The organism is Chryseobacterium sp. NRRL B-14798 (assembly GCF_050470705.1).
Taxonomy (GTDB): domain Bacteria; phylum Bacteroidota; class Bacteroidia; order Flavobacteriales; family Weeksellaceae; genus Chryseobacterium; species Chryseobacterium cupriresistens.
Genome location: NZ_JBFLUL010000005.1, coordinates 5,087,704 through 5,108,793, shown reverse-complemented (window position 1 = coordinate 5,108,793; position 21,090 = coordinate 5,087,704). Strand labels below are relative to the sequence as shown.

Here is a 21,090-nt window from a genome sequence, read left to right as displayed (position 1 = left end):
CCGTGTTCAGAATGACATTTTTGAGACATCCTCTTTTTCGTTTTACTTGTGAAATCCATATGTTTATCCTTAATGGTTTCACTCTTATTTCCCCATAAAAATCTCTTTTTTGTCATAATTACAAAGGAAAATAGCGGTTTTCTTTTCATTTTTCCTATCATACGTTTCATCTGCGATTAATGACACTTCACCCAACTTCTGAAAGAATATCACTATAAGATGAAGTTATTTTGCTCCTGTAAAATTTAAAAACCAATGTTATGAATTACAGAAAAGGATATCTGGTACTTTCACTTACAGCTGCAGCCATATTGTACTCGTGTGGTTCTGGGAGCGGCCAGGAAAATACTCAGCAGATGCAGCAGGCATTGCCTACAGATTTTATTCAGGTAAAATCCGGAGATGCAGATGTGTCTACAGGATATCCGGGAAGCATAGAAGGACAGGACAATGTGGATATCAAAGCACAGGTAACGGGATATCTGGAGGCAGTATATATCAAAGAAGGGCAGTATGTAAATAAAGGGCAGACCCTTTTCAGAATAAATCCATCTGTGTACAACGAGCAGGTCAATACCAATGAAGCAGCCTTGAAATCAGCGTTGGCGGCACAGGAAACAGCAAGACTTGAAGTAGAAAAACTGAAACCTCTTGTAGAAGGAAAAGTAGTTTCCGATATGCAGCTGAAAACCGCTCAGGCGAGTTATAAAGCGGCATCAGCACAGGTTGCACAGGCACAGTCATCATTGGGATCCTCAAAGATTAACGCCAATTTTACGTATATCAAAGCACCGGTGAGCGGATACATAGGCAGAATTCCGAACAGAGTAGGAAATCTTATCAGCCCGTCTGATCCATCACCACTAACCACGCTTTCAAGCATCAACACCGTGAATGTGTACTTCTCCATGAATGAAGCTGATTTTATTGCGCACAGCAGAGCGGCAGCATCAGGAAATACAGCAGAAAATGTAGAGCTTATCCTGGCAGACGGTTCCACTTATTCTCTTAAAGGAAAACTGGAAAATGCCAGCGGAAATTTCGACAGAAATACCGGAAGTATTCAGATGAAAGCTGTTTTCCAGAATCCGGATAAATTATTAAGAGCCGGAGGAACAGCCAGAGTGATGATTCATAATGCCCTTAATGGTGTGATTAAACTTCCGAAAACCTCTGTAAAAGATATTCAGGACAGATTCTTTGTTTATAAACTGAATGGTAAGGATAAAGTGAAAATGACACAGATTACCGTTTCAGGAAGTACATCCCAGGATTACTTTATCAAAGAAGGTGTGAAGGCAGGAGATAAGATTGCCATTAACAGAATTGATGCTCTTACAGACGGAGCACAGGTGGTGGCACACACTGTTCCTTTGAAATAGTTGTATAACCTTTCTTAGAAAATTCAAAAATGTTAAAAAAGATAATAGACCGTCCTGTACTGGCGACGGTAATATCCCTTATCATTGTTATTTTAGGGATTATAGGATTAAACCAGCTGGCGGTGACCAGATTTCCGGACATCTCTCCGCCCACGATTACCGTTTCAGGATCATATCCCGGAGGAAACAGTGAAACCGTGATCCGTTCTGTGGTAACACCGCTGGAAGAGCAGATCAATGGAGTGGAAGATATGGAATACATGAAATCCACAGCAAGTAATGATGGTACATTCTCGATATCCATTATATTCAAACAGGGAGTGAATGCTGATCAGGCAGCCGTAAACGTGCAAAACAGAGTACAGCAGGCCACCCCGATACTACCGCAGGAGGTAGTGAGAATGGGATTGACCACCTCCAAGCAGCAGAACAGTATGGTATTGATTTTCAATATTTATACGGAAGATAATAAACAATATGATGAAACTTTCCTTCAAAATTATGCGAATATCAACCTTATTCCCCAGGTTAAAAGAGTAAAAGGAGTAGGGCAGGCCATGGTTTTCGGGTTGAAAGATTATTCCATGAGAATATGGCTGAACCCTCAGAAAATGTCATCTTACGGACTTGAACCGGCAGATGTTTCCAGAGCGATCGCAGACCAAAGTTTGGAATCAGCTCCGGGAAAACTTGGGGAGGAATCTGATGCAGCCTTAGAATATGTAATCCGCTATAAAGGAAAAAAGAACAAGCCGGAACAATATGAAAATATTATTGTTAAAAATATAGGAAGTCAGATCATCAGGCTTAAAGATGTTGCCCGTGTGGAATTCGGAGCGATTTCAAATACCGGAGATAACCTTTCCAATGGAAAAAATGCGGTTACTGTAGCGATTATGCAGACTACAGGATCCAACGCCAACCAGATTGAAATTGGGGTGAACAAAGCCCTTGACCAATTATCAAAATCATTCCCTCCTGGTATCAAATATACGAAGGTAATGAGTACCAAAGAAAGATTGGATGAAGCTACAGGACAGGTAAAATCAACACTTATAGAAGCTTTTATCCTTGTATTTATCGTGGTATTTATATTCCTGCAGGATTTCAGATCTACCATTATTCCGGCAGTGGCGGTTCCGGTGGCGATTATCGGTACCTTCTTCTTCCTTCTGGTCCTGGGATTTACGATCAACGTACTGACCCTTTTTGCCCTTGTACTGGCCATCGGTATTGTGGTGGATGATGCCATTGTAGTGGTGGAAGCCGTCCACAGTAATATGGAAGGAACGGACCTTTCCGGAAGAGAGGCAACTCATAAAGCGATGAGCGAGATCACAGGAGCGGTTATCTCCATTACTTTGGTGATGTCGGCGGTATTTATCCCAATCGGATTTATGTCCGGTTCAGCAGGATTGTTTTATAAGCAGTTTGCGTATACATTGGCCATAGCCATTATTATTTCAGCGGTTAACGCACTGACATTAACTCCGGCTTTGTGTGCCGTGTTTCTGAAAAACAATCACTCGGGAGAAGGTAAAAAACCAAAAGGATTCGGGCAAAGATTTGCTGTGGCATTTAATGCAGGATTTAATAATATGACCAATCGTTATGCGAAAGGCGTTAGATTTTTAATAGGAAGAAAATGGATTGCAGGAGGATTAATCATAGCCGTTATCGGGGTTGCAGGATGGCTGATGTCAAGTACGCCAAAAAGTTTTGTACCAATGGAAGACGACGGATTCTTTATGTACACTTTAAGTATGCCTCCGGGAACAGCATTGACCAAAACGACAGAGGTTTCCAACAAAATCAATGACATCTTAAAAGGTGTAGAAGCCGTTCAGGAAAATACTTCTATTACAGGCTACAACCTGCTTAGTAACAGCGCAGGGCCTGCTTATGCTATGGGATTTGTTAAGCTGAAACCTAAAAAAGAAAGAGGTGATGTTCAGGATATTCAGGAAGTGGTAGACATGGCAAATGCAAAATTGGGAGTAATCAAAGAAGGAAGTGTAATGACCTTCAGAATGCCTCCTGTAGAAGGTTACGGAATGACGAATGATGCCGAAATTGTACTGCAGGACCGTATGGGAAGAGATCCTCAGGTTCTTAAGGCCAAAGCAGATGAGCTTATCGGTCAGTTGATGCAGGTTCCGGAAGTAGCATTTGCCTACACCATGTTCAGGGCAGATTATCCTCAGATGGAACTTGAAGTAAATGAAGATAAAGCAAAGCAGTTGGGAGTAAGCATTTCCAATCTGTTGGGAACTGTTCAGACCTATTTCTCAGGAGATCAGTCTCAGAATTTTTCAAGATTCGGGAAGTTCTATAGAGTGAATATTAAAGCAGATGGTGTTTTCAGAATGGATGAACAGGCCTTCAACGATATTTTTGTAAAAAATGAAAAAGGAGATATGGTACCGGTGAATACATTGATTACTTTGAAAAAAGTCTACGGTCCTGAATCCGTTCAGCGTTACAATCTTTACAACTCATTAAATATCAACGTATCTCCAAAACCAGGCGTAAGTAACGGAGAATTGATGGATAAACTGGAACAGACTTTAAGCAAGCTACCATCCGACTACAGCTACGAGTGGACAGGATTAAGTTTGGAAGAGAAATCAGCAGGAAATCAAACGATTGCCATTTTTGGACTGTGCTTGCTTTTCGTGTACCTGCTCTTGGCAGCTCAATATGAAAGTTATATCCTTCCTTTAGCTGTAATGCTTTCCATTCCAACAGGAATCGTAGGTGCATTTTTAGGAATAAAAGCCATCGGATTGGATAACAACATCTATGTACAGGTAGGATTGATTATGCTTATCGGGCTTCTCGCCAAAAATGCCATCCTTATTGTAGAATTTGCGATACAAAGGCGTAAGGCAGGACTTTCCATTCTGGATTCAGCACTGGAAGGGGCAAAGGCAAGGTTACGTCCTATTATCATGACATCATTAGCCTTTATTGTAGGAATGGTTCCGCTGATGATTTCTTCAGGAGGAATGGCTTCCGGAAACAAATCCATCAGTACAAGTGCTGCCATGGGAATGTTGAGCGGAGTGGTTTTAGGAGTTTTCGTCATTCCTGTACTCTACATGTTCTTTCAGTATCTGGATGAGAAGTTCTCTGCCAAAAAGAAGTACAATACGATAGAAAATCAATTGACAAATGACACTATTTAATATAAAGAATGTCCTTATTTCAGGCGCAATGGCATCATTGCTGATGTCTTGTGCCGTAGGGAAAAAATATACAAGAACAGACCTTCAGATTCCTGAAACCTACAAAGAATCTGTGCAGGTGACAGGCGATACTGTAGTGTTGCCATGGAAGACTTTTTTCAAAGATCCAAAATTGATTGGTTTAATAGATAAAGCCCTTTCAAGAAACAATGAAGTAAATGTAGCCCTGAAAAATATAGAACAGCTGGATCTGATCTACAGGCAAGCTAAGCTTAGTTTGATGCCAACACTGGATTTCACTGCAGGAGCAAACAGAAGCTGGGCTTCCAAAAATACCCTTAACGGCTCTCTGAACGAACAGTTTGTCGGTACAAAATACATGGATGATTTCAGTGCCGCACTGAGACTTTCCTGGGAAGTTGACATTTGGGGAAAAGCTAAAATGCAGAAAGAATCTGCAGCAGCAGAATATTTTGGACAAAAGGAAAATTTAAATGCCATCAAAAGCAGGATTGTCGTTCAGGTTGCGCAGGCATATTACAACCTTATCAGCCTTGATGAACAGCTGAAAATTGCTGAACAGAATATTGAACTAAGCGACAACACGCTCAAGATGATGAATCTTCAGTTTACAGCAGGACAGATCAATTCATTGGCGGTTCAGCAATCGGAAGCACAGAAGAAAACCGCTGAGCTGCTGATTCCTTTGGCAAAACAGAATATTTCGATTCAGGAAAATGCTTTGAGCATCCTTTGCGGAGAATATCCGGCGAAGATAGAAAGAGAAGGAACCCTTAAAACAATGATTCCCGAAAACAAACTGTTTGAAGGATTACCGGCACAACTGCTGAGCCGTAGACCGGATCTGAAGATGGCAGAGTTCAACGTAATTAACCTCAACTCAAAAACCGGACTGGCAAAAGCAGCCATGTATCCGAGTATCAGTTTAAGCCCGCAAATAGGAGTCAATTCCAATAAATTCAGTTCATGGTTTGATATTCCCGGATCTATTACCAAAGCGATTGCTGCTAATCTTGCTGCGCCTGTTTTTCAGAAAAAAGAATTGAAAACAGCGTATGAAACAGCTTTGATTGAACAGGAAAAAGCAGCCATCAATTTTAAACAATCTGTAATGACTGCTGTGGCAGAGGTTTCCGACGCTATGGCAAAGTCTAAAGGTTCTTCAGAAAGACTACAGCTTTTAGAACAGAGAACAGCAATTCTGGACAAGGGAATCAATGATGCGTTGAAGCTGTATAAAAGTGGTATGGCAACCTATCTGGAAGTCATCACTGCCCAGAACAATAAACTTCAGAATGATCTGGAAACCATCAATGTTACCCTTGAAAAACTAAATGCTGAGGTTGATCTTTACAGAGCACTTGGCGGAGGTGTACAGTAGAATATTTCTTAAAAAAATAATAAAGGAAGCTATATATGTAGTTTCCTTTTTGCTGTTTTGACGCATCAATACAACTCTATTATTATAACAGGTACGGAATTTGCAATGAAGAGATGAAATTTTATGTGCACAAAATCAATTGGTTATAATTTTTTTTATTCTTTTTTCTAAAAAAGGATGCAAGATTTTCAGAAAACAGGATTTATATAGATGAGTACTCGAAAATAATTAATGTTTAACGAAAATGTAATGCAATGAAAAAATTGACAGTACCCCGATTTTTTATGACAGTTTTAATGGTTTTGGCAGGATTGACCCTATTCTCATGTAATGATAATGAAGGACCGGACATTCCGCCTGTAAAAATGGAAGAATTACCAGGAAACTATAAAGGAAAAATGATTATTGTACAAGGAACTACCAAAAGAGAGGGAATAAAAGAATTCAAAGTAAAGAAAGATACGATCTCTTTTGCCGAATTTCCAATAGGTGAAATCGTAAAAACTGTAGTAAAGGATCCTGCAAAAGCTGAAACTGCCATAAAATCACTTGGAAAAGTGAACTATGATATTAAATATGCAGCAGTGATCAATACCGCAAATAATGTGATAGAGCTTACTCTTACTCCAAAAACAATGGAGCTTCAGATTCCGGTAGACGGAGTAAACAAAAAAACGGCTGTGGAATTCGTTTCTAAGCAAAAAGGATATTATGTAGGGATGGATAGAACGCTTAGATATGCGCTCACAGCAGAAAAAATTACAGTAGACGGAACAGTGGTTACTCCTTATGACGTGATCGATTATAATTTCCCGTTCTGTATAAAAAATTAATAAATAGTATCATCAATGGATTGCACTTTATTAAAAAGATGCAATCTATTTTTGCCTGACAGTTTTATAACATCCCGGTGGATACGGAGGCAGTTGCATCATATGGAAGAAAGTAAAGAACAGATTTTGGTAAAGCACCTTCTGAAAAAGGAAGAGGCTGCCTGGAAAGAGCTTTTTGGAGCTTATTCCGGAAATCTGTCCTATGTATGCTCCCGTTATCTGGCAGAAAAAGAAGATGTTCATGATGTGCTTCAAAACAGTTTTATCAAAATGTTCCGTTCGATAGAATCTTTTGAGTACAGAGGTAGTGGTTCTTTAAAAGCCTGGATGACCCGTATCACAGTCAATGAATCTTTAAAGCATATTAAACAGAAAGGTGACTTTAAATCAGCAATTGAAGTAAATGATCTTCCGGATATCCCTAATGAAGAAGACCCGGATTTTGAAGAAATCCCCCGCGATGATATTATGATGATGATCAGAGCTCTTCCTGATGGCTACCGGACTGTTTTTAACCTGTTTGTATTTGAGAAAAAAAGCCATAAAGAAATTGCCGGGCTGCTGGGAATTGCAGAGAATTCTTCTGCATCGCAGTTTCACCGGGCAAAAGGATTGCTTGTCCAGAAAATAAAAGAATTTAAAATGTCAAAAAAAGCACAATATGAATAACGAATGGCTAAATAATCTGCGAAGCAGAATGGATGACCATGAAGAGGACGTTCCGGAAGGGTTGTGGGATGACATCAGAGATGAATTATTTTCAGGAGAAGAAAATAGCAGCATTCCCGCATTTGTTCCTGAAATGCATGAAGGAGAAACGGAAAAGGCAGAAAAGATAGCTGGCAGAGGTCAAAAATCCCTGTTTTATCGTATCGGAGGAATTGCTGCTGCTATTGCATTGCTGCTTTTGCTGACAAAATTATGGCCACAGAATGATACAGAGACAATGCTGTCTCAGATACAGACAAACGTGCGGAAAGAGAAAAATTCTTTAAAACCTGTACGAGCCGAACATGCTTCAGCAGAAGAAATGACATCGGTGTCAGAAGCTCCATTAGCTGAAAATATAGTGAATACCGGAGCTTTGTTGAAAGAACAGACCCGAAAATATTTTGAAACCGTAGGGAAAAATGAGCTAAAGGATAATATTAAACTGCCAACAGTTTCAGAATTTTTTCAGCAGGAAAGTAAGATCGCTCAGAAAACATCTCCTGTTGATGATACAGCGAAAGAGCAGGTCGTAGAAAATAAAAATGATGAGATTCTTTTTAAACAGGAAAAAATAAAAGAAGTATATGCCGGAAATGCAACCCGTCATACCAAAAAATCCAGAGACAAAAAATCATGGATGCTGGGTATGCTTACAGGCAATATGGCTTCCAATTCTGCAGAACAGCAGTTTCCGGGCTATGCTTCAATCACAGGAAAAGCGATGAACGTTGAGCAGGTATGGACGACTTCCGAATATCATGATGATCCTCTGACGGCCATATTACTGGCCAATCAAAGTCAGCCGGTAGAAGCAAGAATCAGACATAAAGTGCCGGTTACATTTGGACTTTCTGTATACTATAATTTAGGGAAAAGATGGGGAATAGGAACAGGACTGAATTATACCAAGCTGTCTTCTGAACTGCATTCCGGAAGTGACAACAATTATATTAAAGGAGATCAGACGGTTCATTATCTGGGAATTCCGGTACAGGTTAATTATAATGTCATTCAAAAAGGAAGATTCACAGGATATATTACAGGCGGAGCCCTGGTAGAAAAACCGATAGCAGGAAATATTACAACAACGTATGTTGTGAATGATGAAATAAAGGAATCCTCGAAGGAACGTCTGGACCCAAAACCTTTCCAGTTTTCTGTTAATGCGGCAGCAGGCCTGCAGGTGAAGCTCATTGACAAGGTTGGAATTTATGCAGAACCGGGAATAGGATATCATTTTAAAGAAGAGAATGCTCCGAATACCATTTATAAAGAAAAGCCCCTTCATTTTAATATGAAATTCGGAATCAGAGTGCTGCTGGATTAATGCAGCCCATTTTAAAACACCAAACTTAATAATTGATATATGAAAACAAAACTAATCTTTTTAGTGGTTTTATTATTCTCCGTTTTGGATATAAAAGCACAGTGCACGCCTACAATTACCAGTGCGAGACTCGGACAAAAATATCCGGGAACGATCTTATTCTGTGATACGGAAGATGAAGTTCTTTCCACGACACAGACTTACGCAAGTTATCAGTGGTATAAACAGGAATGGACCTGGCAGACCCCGAATAACAACCCTTGGGTAGCCATTCCGGGAGCGACATCACAACAGTTAACCATTAGTGGCAATGACCAGCTGAATTATTTTAAGGTAGTTGTTTCCCAAGGCGACTGTACAGCGGAAAGTCCTACAGCATTTGCAGATGGTTTTGTATATGGTCTGCCGGCTATGATGACTACTTATACACCGGGCACCTATGAAGAAAATATGGGAACCGTGAAGGTCTGCAACGGAGCTTCTGTACAGTTTGACAATATATTTCCTTTAGTATATGGCAAACATACCTGGTTCAAATGTGTGCCAGGGAGCAATCCGCCGGTAGCAGGAGATCCTTGTATTATTGCTGGTGTAGTAGGAGACACCTACGTTGCAACCAACTCAGGGAAATACGGATTTTATGCCTGTACAGAATATTGTCCGGATCAATGTGAGATGTTAGACCCGTTTGCATTTGTTGAGGTGACTTTCGGAGATTGGGAATTCTGTAGCAATCTGGGAACAGGAGAGACAAAAATAAAAGATAATAATCTGAAAATCTACCCTAATCCTACGGCGCAGCACCTTTATATTGGGAAAGAATCGGATAAAGTCTATAAGGAAGTTATCATTATAGATATGTCCGGAAAACTTGTTCTGAAGAAAAATGATCACAGGTATAATCAGCCGATCGATGTAAGCGGTCTGGTTCCCGGGAATTATATCATTGTTTCCAGGAGCACAGACGGAACAGAATATAAAAACAGATTTATAAAAAAATAATAGGATTATAAAATCTGAAGATGCTAAAATATTGATTGTGGGAAGGAAGATTGGATGTCTGAGGAGGGATGTTCCTTGTATTGAAGAAGAACTGAAGTGATTTATTTTAATACTTTACGCTCATAGATACATTTTCATCCTTGTTAATCTAATGACGATCATAATTACCCCAAAAAGGAATTTCCTCTTTCCGGCATCCGCTTCCTGACTTACACTTAATGTTCAGTAATTCAGATGGCATAATCTTTTTCGTTAGTTTTTAATAATGGTTGAGTCGGTACAAAGAAATTTGTACCGGTTTTTTTATTATCATCATCGTGCTTCTACAAAAATATCTGAGGATCTGTTTTCTTAAAATCTTTTTTTAAATATCTGTCTGGCTAGAATACTGTTAATATAAAACCCGGATTTTCAAAATAGTATATTCATTACTTTTACTTCAAAAACACACCATGCTGATCAAAATTTATGGAAGTGCCATTCATGGAGTGGCTGCACAGACAATTACTATTGAAGTGAATGTAGATACCGGAGGGGTAGGATACCATCTTGTGGGGCTTCCTGATAATGCTATTAAAGAAAGCAGTTACAGGATTTCTGCAGCATTGAAAAATGTAGGATTTAAAATTCCCGGAAAGAAAATTACCATTAATATGGCTCCTGCAGATCTTAGAAAAGAAGGCTCTGCTTATGATCTCAGTATTGCTATTGGCATCCTAACCGCCTCAGATCAGATATTGGCAGAGAACGTTAAAGACTTTATTATTATGGGAGAACTTTCCCTGGACGGAAGTTTACAGCCGATTAAAGGTGTTTTGCCCATTGCGATACAGGCCAGGGAAGAAGGGTTTAAAGGAATCATTCTTCCAAAACAAAATGCCAGAGAAGCAGCCATTGTAAATGACCTCGATGTGTACGGAGTAGAAAATATCAGAGAGGTTATCGATTTTTTCAACGAAGGAAAAGCGCTTGAAAAAGTGACATTGGATACCCGAAAAGAATTTCATGAAAAGATCAATAATTTTCCTTTTGATTTCTCTGAAGTTAAAGGCCAGGAAACAGCCAAAAGAGCTATGGAAGTGGCAGCAGCAGGTGGACATAATATTATTCTGATCGGCCCGCCGGGAAGTGGGAAAACAATGCTGGCCAAAAGAGTTCCCAGTATTTTACCTCCTCTGACATTGAAAGAAGCGCTGGAAACAACAAAAATTCACTCTGTAGCCGGGAAAATAGGAACAGAAACATCATTGATGACTGTTCGTCCCTTCAGATCTCCACATCATACTATTTCAGATGTTGCTCTGGTAGGAGGAGGAAGTTATCCACAACCAGGAGAAATCTCTCTTGCTCATAACGGAGTTTTGTTTCTGGACGAAATGCCCGAATTTAAAAGAACGGTGCTGGAAGTCATGAGACAGCCTTTGGAAGATCGTGAAGTAACGATTTCAAGAGCCAGATTTACTGTAAACTATCCGGCAAGTTTTATGCTGGTAGCTTCTATGAACCCCAGTCCAAGCGGGTTTTTTCCCGATGATCCTAATAATACCTCATCCGTTTATGAAATGCAGCGGTATATGAACAAACTTTCAGGGCCTCTTTTAGATAGAATAGACATTCATATTGAAGTTCAGAAAGTAGAATTTGAACAGCTTTCCGAGAAAAGAAAAGGAGAGAAGAGCAAAGATATCAGAGAGCGGGTTTTGAAAGCAAGAGATATTCAGAATAAAAGATATCAAAACCTCAATATCAGCAGTAATGCTCAAATAGGACCTAAGGAAATTGAGGCCTATTGTGAACTGGATGAAACGTCTTTCGGTCTCATCAAATTAGCTATGGAAAAACTTAATCTTTCGGCAAGAGCTTATGACAGAATTCTTAAAGTTGCCAGAACAATAGCCGACCTTGAAGAATCTGAAAATATCCTGTCACATCATATTTCTGAAGCTATACAATACAGAAGTCTGGACCGTGAATTCTGGAATGGTTGATTTTATTCTATTTCGTTGATTTAAAACTAAATACTAAGTTTTATTTTCATAAGTTTAATTCTTACCTGTGAGTTTAACATAGGAATTATGTAACACATAGGTTGAAATATTATGTTAAGTTTGATTACCAAATTATTTATAATATCATATTATGGAAGTCAAATTCATAAATACTGCATAGAAAGCGTACCTCATTTATAAGGATAGAAGAAATATATTCTTACTTCTTTTTGAATAAATACATAACGTTTGAATGCAGAATGCCGATCCACTCATACAGAGGTCGGTGTATAACCTGTATCATCCAGTTTTGAGAAACGAATAAAGAAAACACATGTAGTAAATAAACGGTGGTTATTCCTCATGTCTTTACTTTTTAAATGCTTTCTATAGTTGAAACTCCACTCACAAATTTTTAAACCAATCCAAATCAAATTATTATGTCAAACACAATTCCCTCATCAGGAACCTTATCGATAGGTTCAGCGGTATTACTGTCTTCTGAAGACAGAGAAAAATTGCTCAACGGATTTAATAAAACCAGTTGGGATTATCATCATGAAGAAACCCTGGAATCTCTTTTCCGGAAACAGGTAATCCTTCATCCTGATAAGACTGCTGCGGTTTATCAGAATCAGAAGATTACGTATGGAGAGTTGGATCAGAGAAGCAATCAGGTAGCCAACTTATTACTGAGCCATGGTATCAAAGAAGGAAAATATGTTCCCATCTGGCTGGACCGCTCTTTAGAATGGATCATTGCTGTACTTGGAGTTATCAAAACAGGTGCAGCCTATGTTCCGATCGACCCTGCTTATCCTGTCAAAAGAGTAGAATATATTCTTTCCGACACCACTGCTGATCTTATCATTACCAATCAAATTCTTGGAGAACTTTTATCAGAAACCGAAAAGGTAAAAGTATTTGGTCTGAGCAATATGGAGAATCTTAATCAGTTATCATCAGAATATCCAGGAATTAATATCCATCAGAATGCCCTTGCATATACCATTTATACTTCAGGCTCGACGGGTAAACCCAAAGGTGTAATGATTAGCCATCAGGCCATACAACATCTGGTAACATGGCACAACCATCATTTTCATGTGGATCACAGTTCAAAACTGACTCTTGTGGCGGGATTGGCATTTGACATTTCTGTGTGGGAAATATGGTCGGCCCTTACTTCAGGTGCAACGGTTTTTATTGCAGACAATGAGGATAGAACAGAAGCTCAGGCGTTGGTAGATTACTACAGAAAAAATCATATTACCCATGGCTTTGTGCCTACTGTTCTGGCTCCTTCTGTAGTGGATATTACCCGCAATTATAATGACCTGAAGCTCAAATATCTCTTTACAGCAGGTGAGAAGCTAAAGCCGGTACTTACTTCAGAATTAAGCTATGAGCTGGTGGATTATTATGGTCCCACAGAATGTACCGTATACGCTACTTATAAAAAAGTGAAAGATATTAACGGGAAATATGTTTCATCTATTGGCAGACCCATTGCCAATGCAAAAGCCTATATTTTAGGTGAAAACAAGGAATTGCTGCCCGTAGGAGCTGTTGGAGAACTCTGTATTGGAGGAAATCTTTTAGCAAAAGGGTATCTTAATAATAAAGAACTTACGGATGCTAAATTTATTACCAACCCATTCAATGAAAAAGAAAAACTGTACCGTACGGGAGACCTGGCCAGATGGAAACCGGATGGTGAGATTGAATTCTTAGGAAGAATTGATAATCAGGTAAAAATCCGGGGATTCAGGGTTGAACTTGGGGAGATAGAACGTTCACTGATCCGGCAGGAAAATATTAAAGAAGCTGTGGTTATTGGTAAGGAAACGGAAGGAAGTACCAAATACCTGATTGCTTTTGTTGTATTAAAACCCCACGTGACAACAGATATTTCATCAATCCGGAATGCATTGAAAGATGAACTTCCAGGGTATATGGTTCCTGCGCAAATTATTTTTATAGATAAAATCCCGTTAACGGCAAATGGTAAAACAGATACTCAGGTATTAAAAGATCTGGCCGATAAAGAAGTAAAAGAACTGGTTTCATCTGAACCGCCAACCAACGAGACAGAAAGAATTATTACAGATGTCTGGTCGTCTGCATTGGAGCGGCCTGTTATTAATATTACAGATAATTTTTTTGATATCGGAGGAAACTCACTGCTGGTCGCAGTTGTTGCTGTAGCTTTACAAAGAAAGCTGGATGTGAAGGTGTATCTGCGGGATATCTATCAGTATCCGGTACTGCAGCAGCTGTCGGAAGTTCTTATTGAGAGATCCGGAGAAACCAGAGAAGCCGTCCCCGCGGAAGACGTGGAGCCCTATGTAGAACTTCAGAAAGATGTGTATCTCGCTCCCGGAACTGTTTTTGCCGGCGGATTTGATCCTCAGCAGATGGAAAATCCTGCCGCTATATTTTTAACGGGAGCTACAGGATTTGTAGGAATTCACCTGTTGCAGGAACTTCTGGATACTACAAATGCTGATATTTACTGTCTTGTAAGAGCTCAGGATGAGTTCTATGCGATGGAAAAGATTGACAAATGCTTTAAACAATACCATATTCCACAGAATCCGGAACAGAAATCACGGATTATTCCTGTTATCGGAGACCTGACCCTGCCATCCCTGGGATTGTCTCAGGAAACATTTACAAAGCTTGCCAGGCAAACCGATCTGATTTATCATTCCGGAAGTTCCGTCAACTTTATCGAACCGTATTCCTATATGAAAGCTCCCAATGTAGAAGGATTACGGGAAGTCATAAAACTGGCGGGAGCAGAAAAAACAAAATGTCTCGCCTTGCTGTCAACTATTTCCGTATACAGCTGGGGACACATTTTTACCGGAAAAAAGGTAGTGCTTGAATCTGATGATATTGAACAAAACCTGATGTCTGTAAGCAAAGATATCGGATACGTAAGAAGTAAATGGGTGATGGAAGCGGTTGCTGATTTAGCAGCAAAAGAAGGACTGCCATTGATTACTTACCGTCTCGGATATGCCATGTGCCATAGCGAAACAGGAGCAAGTGCATCTTACCAGTGGTGGTCCGGATTGGTGAAAAACTGTATAGAGTTCAAATCTTACCCTGCACTTACAGAGCTTAGAGAAGGTCTTATCACTGTAGATTACATGACTAAAGCCATGGCTCATATCACAAAAAATAAAGATGCGATAGGCAAAAAATTCAATCTGATTGCCCGTCCGGAAACCGATCTCACTTTAGAAGAATTCTTCGAACTTCTGAAAAAATATTATCCTTTCACACTCGAAAATCTTCCTTATAAAGAATGGAGGAAGCAGTGGGAAGATGACAGTAAGAACAGGTTGTATCCATTAACAAGTCTTTTCAGGGACAATATTCATGAAGGCTTATCCACTGTAGAACTTTACCAGAATACTTATATATGGGATTGTTCCAATGTTATTCAGTATCTGGAGGGATCAGGCATTCAGGAGCCGGTATTTGATAAAAAAATGCTGGATTCCTACTTAAAATATCTCGGAATTCCGGTTGAATAGTATTGAATCATTAAAAAAGCCCAGGCAGAATATGTTTGGGCTTTTAATTTTTATTCGGCAAATACGTCAGGTTTTGTCGCAGTGGACCAGGATATTTGTATCAGGGTAATGAAAAAATCTTATCCCATTTTTTTAATTAACTGAAAACCAAACAGGATAGATGAATAACGTTATTGTATTGTCAAAAGATTTCGCTGCCAATGAAAGTGCAGTGGTGGATATTAAATCCCGGGGATTTGTAAATCCATTGGGAGTTCTTACCTTTCAAAACAAAACAGGACAGTCTGCACAATTTCTCTGGCAGGGAGATACAATCTATAACAGAGAAAATGCTGGATATTTTAAAGAAATAAATAACGACCTGGGAGTGAAGGTAAGCCATTATGAAGGCTTTATAACCGTTACCAATGGAGGAAGGAAACAATATCTGGAAGGAGCACTGAAACAATAATAAAACGGATATACTTTTATTTTCCGAACAGCATAATAAAAAAGGTCAAACAGTATTGTCTGACCTTTTCTTATCTGAAGATTAGTTGATGGTTACTTTAATCACATTCTGTACAGCAGGAACAGGATATTGGGTTCCTACTTTGGAAATAACCATGTTTTCACTTTGTGGAGTTCCGCCAAACAGAGCCTGATGATTTCCGGCTCCCGGATATTGGTCAATGCCCGTCCCGGAATCAAATAGTGAAGTTTTTGAACTAAGGTCTCCTTTAGTATTCGCATCAATATTTTGTTCATTGGCATAGAACCAGTCATTGGAAAATCCAAACATTGTTACGTAGGCAATTTTATCGCCCGGCTCAGCATTAAAACTTGTTGTTACTTTGCTTCCCGGTGCTACAGGAGCACTTCCCGCAACATATACACCTTTCACATCAGATAGAAATTTCAGACTATTTTGAAGCTTGGTTACGTTTCCGAACTGTGCAATGTCTTTCAAACCTATTCCGCTGTCTGATTTTCCTAATTCATAAATTGGATTTTTGTTGCCGCGGTAAACCACAACCAGGGCAGGAGAAAGCCCGGTCATAATTCCTGTGTTGGCGTTCAGTTTCGTTATCATTTTACTGATATTTCCCATTTGAGCAATATCTGTAATCTCAGGATTCGATAAAGCGTTAGGAGTAAAAAACGGAGCACTGTTCAACAGCTGAGAGCCATTATAGTTGGAGACCGCCCATACACCTGGAGAAAAAGGAGTTTCGTTGGCCGTTCCGCCGGATGTATTGGTAATCGTGAGGGTAAATTCCGAACTTACATCATTGTAAGAGAGATTGAGTTTCATAAGCTGGGAAGCATTGACATTAGGAACCTGCATGACAGGCTTGTTTTCAGCTTGTCCGGTGGTATCATTTTTGGTTCCGTTATCCCATAACCGGACGCTTGAAGAAACATCTCCGGTAATAGCATTTCCATTAGCATCAAACAATTTGATACCCGGCTGTTGGGACGCAAAAAACCAGTCTTTTGAAGCTCCGTACATCGTAGCAAACATTAAAGCCTGTGCTTTTCCTGCACTGAATGTAACAGAAACCGATTGTCCGGGCATAATAACAGGAGGAGTTCCCGTTCCCTGAAAACTTCCGCTTTGCACAAAATCTTTGGGAGTTACAATGTTTTCAAAAGTAATAGTTCTTTGAAAAGCCGTATCCGTCATCATGGCATTATCCGAATCACGGCATGAAGAAAGAGTAAATGCAGCTAGAGTAGCTGCTGCTAAAACTGATGTTCTGAAAATAAACCTGTTCATAAAAGTAAATTTTTATAGTTATAATTGATATCTGTAACTATAGTCGGCTATTTTTTGTGATCCTGACAAAAAATATTTTCTTAATTCAGTTTTTTTTCAGGTATAGTTTTTAGAATGAAAAATAAAATCAATTATATTCCCTTTTTTCCGTCCAGAATCATCTGAATCATTTTTATCTTTCGGTTTTCTCTGGTTTCCGGTTTCCTGGCTTCCTCAATCCAACGGATGTATTCCTTTCTGTGGGTGTAGCTCATTGCATCAAATAAAGCTTTTGCTTCAGGATTTTCCTTAAAAACAAGGGCGATGTCATCTGCAATTTCAATCACTCTTTCCTCCTTATCTTCAATAAGGGAGACGGAAACCTCATCTCCGAAGCTTTTACCCAGTTTCTTCCTGATTTCCTGTGTCAAGCCTAAAATATGGCAATCGGATTTCATTTTGGCAAGGCTTCCACGGTATTCAACTTTATCATCAAACAGGGCTTTTATCTTTACCTGTCCTTTTTTATGAAACAAATCTTCTGTAGAAAATGGAAATTCTACAAACGCAGCATTCATTGCTCCGTTCTGTTGAATAATGGCTGTGAATTGGATAGGTTTTGCATCCATGATGAAATATTTTTTGTTTTTAATAATCAAAAATAAAAAAACCGTGAAAGTAAATTTCACGGTTTTAAAAATATATCGGTTAAGATGATTATTTTTTAGCTTTCTTAGGCATTGTTGTAGTACCTGAGTTTTTAGTTTTTGTATCCGCCGGAGTATTGGCATCTCTTACAAGCTTCAGCTCGTCAACTAATCTTCTTGCCCCCGCAAACTTATCGATTGTCCAAAGAACAAAACGAACGTCTACGTTGATGGTTTTCTGCCATTCAGGCTCGAATACGATATCACCGCTTAAAGCTTCGCTGTTTCCGTCAAAAGCGATACCGATAAGGTTCCCGTCTCCGTCAATTACCGGAGAACCAGAGTTACCTCCAGTAATATCGTTGTTAGAAAGGAAGTTTACAGGCATGTAACCTGCAGCATCAGCATACTGACCGAAATCTTTAAGGTTGTAAAGATCAATCACTCTTTGAGGAAGATCAAATTCTTCATCCCCTTTCTTGTATTTTCCAACAAGACCGGTCATATCTGTATAGTAATTATCAGTAACTCCGAAATAGTTTCTGTCACTTCTGATTGGTAATTTATCTACCGTTCCGTATGTTAATCTCATGGTAGAGTTTGCATCCGGGTAGAATTTCTTCTCAGGCATAGCTTTCATTAAACCAGCCAGGAACAGACGGTTGTTTTTTGCAAAGTTGTCATCTATTTTTACAAATCTGTCTGTGCTTATCTTTTGATCAGCAACAATTCCGTTAGCTGCTTTCCAAAGTGGGTCAGCATCAAGCTTCAATGCATCCGGATTCAATAAAAAATTCGTTGCAGAAGTTTTATTGGCGAAGATTGAAGAATACGCCAAATTAGAAACCGTTTTAGCATCCAGTCCTAAAATAGTAGCAGAAGCAACGTCCGGGTTTTTAACTCTTGCCTGGTAAAGGCTGGTCATAGCAGCAAGCATTTCTCCTTCCAAAGCTGGATTGAAGTTTTCATAAGCAGCTTTGATAGCAGCTTCTGTTTTAGCTTTCATCGCTAATCTTCCCTGCATATCCTGAGCAGCATACGCTTTAAGAGCAGATCCGACCTGAGCAGCAAGGGTAATATATTTTGCATTTCTTGTAAACTGAGTTGCATAGTTTCTTTCAACATTTCTATCAGAAACCTGCTTGTAGTATATACCAATATCTTCTAAAACGCCATTGTACTGATCATTTCCTGGCATTGCAGCCCACTTATTGTAAGTTTCCTCAATCTTTTGTTTGTCAGAAATAGTTCCGTTTTTCTCTACGGCATCGATAGTACCTTGTCTGTTTTTCCAGTAGTTAGCTACAGAAGCATATTGAGAAGCATAGTTAAGCTGAGTTGCCTTATCCTTGTCCATATACTTTTTCATAACATCCATGGCCAGTTTAGAAGCTTCAACCCATGCCGGGTAATCTTTAGTTACCATCTGCTGAATTCCGTAAGAAGTCAGGTAACGGTTTGTTCTTCCAGGATATCCTAAGATCATTGAGAAGTCACCAGGCTTAATTCCTTTAAGAGAAACCGGAAGGAAATGCTTAGGCTTCAGCGGAGTATTGCTTGGAGAATATTCCGCAGGATTTCCTGCAGCATCAGCATACACTCTGAAAACGGTAAAGTCTGCAGTGTGTCTTGGCCATTCCCAGTTATCTGTATCTCCTCCGAATTTTCCTAATGATGAAGGCGGAGCACCTACCAATCTGATATCTTTATAATCCTGGTATACGAAATAGTAGAATTCATTTCCGTTGAAGAAATCTTTTACGACTACCGTATATTTTCCGTTTTCAGAGTTTTCTGTCTGGATAGCCTTAGTTTCAGCATCGATAACAGCTTTTCTCTCTGCTCCGGTCATATTGTTGTTTAGCTTAGAATTGATTCTTTGCGTAGCATCATCCATTCTTACTAAAAATCTTACATAAAGATCCTTTGCATTGAATTCGTCTTTCTGTTTCATTGCCCAGAAACCGTTCTTCAAATAATCTTTTTCTGGTGTAGAAGCCGCAGCAACAGCACCGTAACCACAGTGGTGGTTGGTAAATATAAGTCCTTTATCAGAAACAATCTCCCCTGTACAGAAACCACCGAAACTTACGATAGCATCTTTTAAGCTTGAATTGTTCACTGAATAAATTTCTTCAGGCGTAAGATGCAGACCCTCTTTTTGCATATCAACACCGTTAAGTCTTTTGATGAGCATTAGCAGCCACATCCCCTCATCCGCCCTCATCTGAGCAAAGCCCAGTAAGAAAGTGAATAGTAGAAATAGTCTTTTCATTTTATAAAATAATTTTTGTGTCGCTAATTTACTAATTTTTACGAGATTCTGTCCCGGAATGGTATGAAAATGGGATGATAATTCACATGAAAAAGATACTATTACCACTTTTTACAGTTTTACTTTTAGGAGTTGTTTTGAACTGTTCTTCAGTACCCGCCAAAGATCCCTTTCTTCAAAGGCAATGGATGCTGGTTTCTTTTGATGGTTTTTCAAAAGACCAATTAATGGCTAATAAAGCCGAATTCAATCTGACAGCCAATAAGGTAAAGGGTAAAATTCAGGCGAGCTCTTATATGGGATGCAACCGGATGTCTTTTATGACTGAATTTAAAACAGGAGGAAATGTGAAAATCTCAAAAGGAGTGAGTACAATGAAAGCCTGTCAGGATATGAATCTTGAAATGTCTTTTCAGAAGAAAATAGAAACGATGACTCATTATTCTATTGACGGGCATTTTTTGAGTTTATCCGATGATCATGGAAATTCAATGAAATTTGTAGCTGCTGATTGGGATTAATGAAGCTCCCTTACCATACAAAAGTCCGCCTTGCAGCGGACTTCTTTGATTGAAAAATCTAGTTTGGTTATCAGCTTTTTGAGGTTATTAGCCTTTGAGAGTTATTAGTTTTTGGGAATCGTTTTTTTTATTTCTTCCAGAGTTGCTGTGTTAGGCAGCCCGGTAACATTCATTTTTGTGTTCCTAGAATTTGTAGTATTGTGATATGCCTGTCTGTTGGGAATTGTTTTTTTGAGGTCTTCGAGACTAGCTGTGTTGGGAAGAAGCTTGCCTGAATTGTCTGCAGCTGCTTTGGTTTTGGATTCCTGTTTTTTTACTTCAAGGCTTTGATCAGAAGCAAGACCTGAGTTTACGGTTTTCTTTTCATTATTTTCCTTAGCTTCCTGCATGAGTTTAGCCTGCTGTTCCTGTGCCTGTTTTACAACCAATGTTTGATCTTCCTCTGTCGTAGCGACCTTTTTATTTTCCTGTGCATAGATAATAGTGCTTAAAAATAATAATGGGATAATGTATGCTATTTTCATGACG

At 39.2% G+C, this 21,090-nt stretch carries 15 protein-coding genes; 11 read left to right on the top strand and 4 right to left on the bottom strand.

The window, feature by feature from the left end; translation table 11 throughout:
• Nucleotides 1-260 precede the first annotated feature (260 nt).
• The 10 genes from AB1278_RS23345 to AB1278_RS23300 all read left to right on the top strand — a co-directional run bounded on the left by AB1278_RS23345 (nt 261) and on the right by AB1278_RS23300 (nt 15,832).
• Nucleotides 261-1,382: an efflux RND transporter periplasmic adaptor subunit gene (locus tag AB1278_RS23345; RefSeq protein ID WP_429811687.1), complete on the top strand. Its 1,122-nt coding sequence runs from the start codon at nt 261-263 to the stop codon at nt 1,380-1,382.
• A gap of 29 nt (nt 1,383-1,411) precedes the next feature.
• Nucleotides 1,412-4,570, top strand: coding sequence for an efflux RND transporter permease subunit (locus AB1278_RS23340; protein ID WP_429817314.1), 3,159 nt, complete (start codon nt 1,412-1,414; stop codon nt 4,568-4,570).
• The gene (locus tag AB1278_RS23335) at nt 4,557-5,972 is read left to right on the top strand and encodes an efflux transporter outer membrane subunit (protein ID WP_429817311.1); all 1,416 of its coding nucleotides are present in this window, start codon (nt 4,557-4,559) and stop codon (nt 5,970-5,972) included. The genes AB1278_RS23340 and AB1278_RS23335 overlap by 14 nt, the downstream gene beginning before the upstream one ends.
• A 254-nt stretch (nt 5,973-6,226) precedes the next feature.
• A complete protein-coding gene (locus AB1278_RS23330) occupies nt 6,227-6,805 on the top strand; it encodes a DUF4840 domain-containing protein (RefSeq protein ID WP_429817309.1) in 579 nt (192 codons plus the stop codon).
• Between the two features lie 102 nt (nt 6,806-6,907).
• Entirely contained in the window at nt 6,908-7,474 is a 567-nt protein-coding gene (locus AB1278_RS23325; protein WP_288444291.1) for an RNA polymerase sigma factor, read from the top strand.
• Nucleotides 7,467-8,843 carry a porin family protein gene (locus AB1278_RS23320; RefSeq protein WP_429817306.1) on the top strand — a complete coding sequence of 459 codons (1,377 nt, stop codon included), beginning with the start codon at nt 7,467-7,469 and terminating at the stop codon, nt 8,841-8,843. The genes AB1278_RS23325 and AB1278_RS23320 overlap by 8 nt, the downstream gene beginning before the upstream one ends.
• Nucleotides 8,844-8,882: 39 nt before the next feature.
• The gene (locus AB1278_RS23315) at nt 8,883-9,845 is read left to right on the top strand and encodes a T9SS type A sorting domain-containing protein (RefSeq protein WP_429817304.1); all 963 of its coding nucleotides are present in this window, start codon (nt 8,883-8,885) and stop codon (nt 9,843-9,845) included.
• Between the two features lie 452 nt (nt 9,846-10,297).
• Nucleotides 10,298-11,833 carry a YifB family Mg chelatase-like AAA ATPase gene (locus AB1278_RS23310; protein WP_343640875.1) on the top strand — a complete coding sequence of 512 codons (1,536 nt, stop codon included), beginning with the start codon at nt 10,298-10,300 and terminating at the stop codon, nt 11,831-11,833.
• A gap of 440 nt (nt 11,834-12,273) precedes the next feature.
• The gene (locus AB1278_RS23305) at nt 12,274-15,381 is read left to right on the top strand and encodes an amino acid adenylation domain-containing protein (RefSeq protein ID WP_429817302.1); all 3,108 of its coding nucleotides are present in this window, start codon (nt 12,274-12,276) and stop codon (nt 15,379-15,381) included.
• A gap of 160 nt (nt 15,382-15,541) precedes the next feature.
• Nucleotides 15,542-15,832 carry a hypothetical protein gene (locus AB1278_RS23300; RefSeq protein WP_429817300.1) on the top strand — a complete coding sequence of 97 codons (291 nt, stop codon included), beginning with the start codon at nt 15,542-15,544 and terminating at the stop codon, nt 15,830-15,832.
• A gap of 81 nt (nt 15,833-15,913) precedes the next feature.
• On the opposite strand, the gene AB1278_RS23295 is transcribed toward AB1278_RS23300, so the two are convergent.
• From AB1278_RS23295 to AB1278_RS23285, 3 genes are all read right to left on the bottom strand, one after another.
• Entirely contained in the window at nt 15,914-17,140 is a 1,227-nt protein-coding gene (locus AB1278_RS23295) for a spondin domain-containing protein (RefSeq protein ID WP_429817298.1), read from the bottom strand.
• Between the two features lie 131 nt (nt 17,141-17,271).
• Nucleotides 17,272-17,748: a DUF1905 domain-containing protein gene (locus tag AB1278_RS23290; protein WP_429817295.1), complete on the bottom strand. Its 477-nt coding sequence runs from the start codon at nt 17,746-17,748 to the stop codon at nt 17,272-17,274.
• 88 nt (nt 17,749-17,836) lie between these two features.
• Nucleotides 17,837-20,041, bottom strand: coding sequence for a S46 family peptidase (locus tag AB1278_RS23285; RefSeq protein WP_202841966.1), 2,205 nt, complete (start codon nt 20,039-20,041; stop codon nt 17,837-17,839).
• Nucleotides 20,042-20,127: 86 nt separating this feature from the next.
• Here AB1278_RS23285 and AB1278_RS23280 point away from each other — a divergent pair, with 86 nt between their 5' ends.
• Nucleotides 20,128-20,562 carry an META domain-containing protein gene (locus AB1278_RS23280; RefSeq protein ID WP_202841964.1) on the top strand — a complete coding sequence of 145 codons (435 nt, stop codon included), beginning with the start codon at nt 20,128-20,130 and terminating at the stop codon, nt 20,560-20,562.
• 104 nt (nt 20,563-20,666) lie between these two features.
• Here the strand turns inward: AB1278_RS23280 and AB1278_RS23275 are convergent, their stop codons facing one another.
• Nucleotides 20,667-21,086, bottom strand: coding sequence for a hypothetical protein (locus AB1278_RS23275; RefSeq protein WP_202841962.1), 420 nt, complete (start codon nt 21,084-21,086; stop codon nt 20,667-20,669).
• Nucleotides 21,087-21,090: the final 4 nt, after the last annotated feature.

Excerpts from the sequence above, each read along its gene's own strand:
- AB1278_RS23345 (WP_429811687.1), top strand. The coding sequence starts at position 261 with ATGAATTACAGAAAAGGATATCTGGTACTTTCACTTACAGCTGCAGCC.
- AB1278_RS23340 (WP_429817314.1), top strand. The coding sequence starts at position 1,412 with ATGTTAAAAAAGATAATAGACCGTCCTGTACTGGCGACGGTAATATCC.
- AB1278_RS23335 (WP_429817311.1), top strand. The coding sequence starts at position 4,557 with ATGACACTATTTAATATAAAGAATGTCCTTATTTCAGGCGCAATGGCA.
- AB1278_RS23330 (WP_429817309.1), top strand. The coding sequence starts at position 6,227 with ATGAAAAAATTGACAGTACCCCGATTTTTTATGACAGTTTTAATGGTT.
- AB1278_RS23325 (WP_288444291.1), top strand. The coding sequence starts at position 6,908 with ATGGAAGAAAGTAAAGAACAGATTTTGGTAAAGCACCTTCTGAAAAAG.
- AB1278_RS23320 (WP_429817306.1), top strand. The coding sequence starts at position 7,467 with ATGAATAACGAATGGCTAAATAATCTGCGAAGCAGAATGGATGACCAT.
- AB1278_RS23315 (WP_429817304.1), top strand. The coding sequence starts at position 8,883 with ATGAAAACAAAACTAATCTTTTTAGTGGTTTTATTATTCTCCGTTTTG.
- AB1278_RS23310 (WP_343640875.1), top strand. The coding sequence starts at position 10,298 with ATGCTGATCAAAATTTATGGAAGTGCCATTCATGGAGTGGCTGCACAG.
- AB1278_RS23305 (WP_429817302.1), top strand. The coding sequence starts at position 12,274 with ATGTCAAACACAATTCCCTCATCAGGAACCTTATCGATAGGTTCAGCG.
- AB1278_RS23300 (WP_429817300.1), top strand. The coding sequence starts at position 15,542 with ATGAATAACGTTATTGTATTGTCAAAAGATTTCGCTGCCAATGAAAGT.
- AB1278_RS23295 (WP_429817298.1), bottom strand. The coding sequence starts at position 17,140 with ATGAACAGGTTTATTTTCAGAACATCAGTTTTAGCAGCAGCTACTCTA.
- AB1278_RS23290 (WP_429817295.1), bottom strand. The coding sequence starts at position 17,748 with ATGGATGCAAAACCTATCCAATTCACAGCCATTATTCAACAGAACGGA.
- AB1278_RS23285 (WP_202841966.1), bottom strand. The coding sequence starts at position 20,041 with ATGAAAAGACTATTTCTACTATTCACTTTCTTACTGGGCTTTGCTCAG.
- AB1278_RS23280 (WP_202841964.1), top strand. The coding sequence starts at position 20,128 with ATGAAAAAGATACTATTACCACTTTTTACAGTTTTACTTTTAGGAGTT.
- AB1278_RS23275 (WP_202841962.1), bottom strand. The coding sequence starts at position 21,086 with ATGAAAATAGCATACATTATCCCATTATTATTTTTAAGCACTATTATC.